The sequence below is a fragment of the Enterobacter sp. UNJFSC 003 genome, assembly GCF_036903355.1.
Lineage (GTDB): Bacteria > Pseudomonadota > Gammaproteobacteria > Enterobacterales > Enterobacteriaceae > Enterobacter.
This window is the reverse complement of record NZ_JBAKHK010000238.1, coordinates 1-257: the sequence shown is the minus strand read 5'-3', so window position 1 is coordinate 257 and position 257 is coordinate 1. Positions and strand designations below refer to the sequence as shown.

Below are 257 nucleotides of genomic sequence, written 5' to 3'. Positions count from 1 at the left end.
GGTTTTCACTTCCTGTTTTGGTGCGTCTTTCATTAACGTTGCGCCGAAAACAATCATCACCAGCGCAATCGCTCCCCAAATCACAAAGGTTTTTTCCAGACCGACCGTTTCCAGCAGCTGCGTGTCGATAAATTTGAAACCCAGGCTACCCAGACCATAAGAACCGATAGCGAACGCGGAGATCAGACCTTTACGCTCCGGGAACCATTTCACGCAGTTAGAGAGCGTCAGCAGGTAACCCGCGCCATCCGCCAGAC

General features: G+C 51.8%; 1 pseudogene. It reads right to left on the bottom strand.

The features are described 5' to 3' along the window. Positions 1 to 257, bottom strand: a pseudogene (locus V5P19_RS23960) (hypothetical protein); the annotation flags it as partial.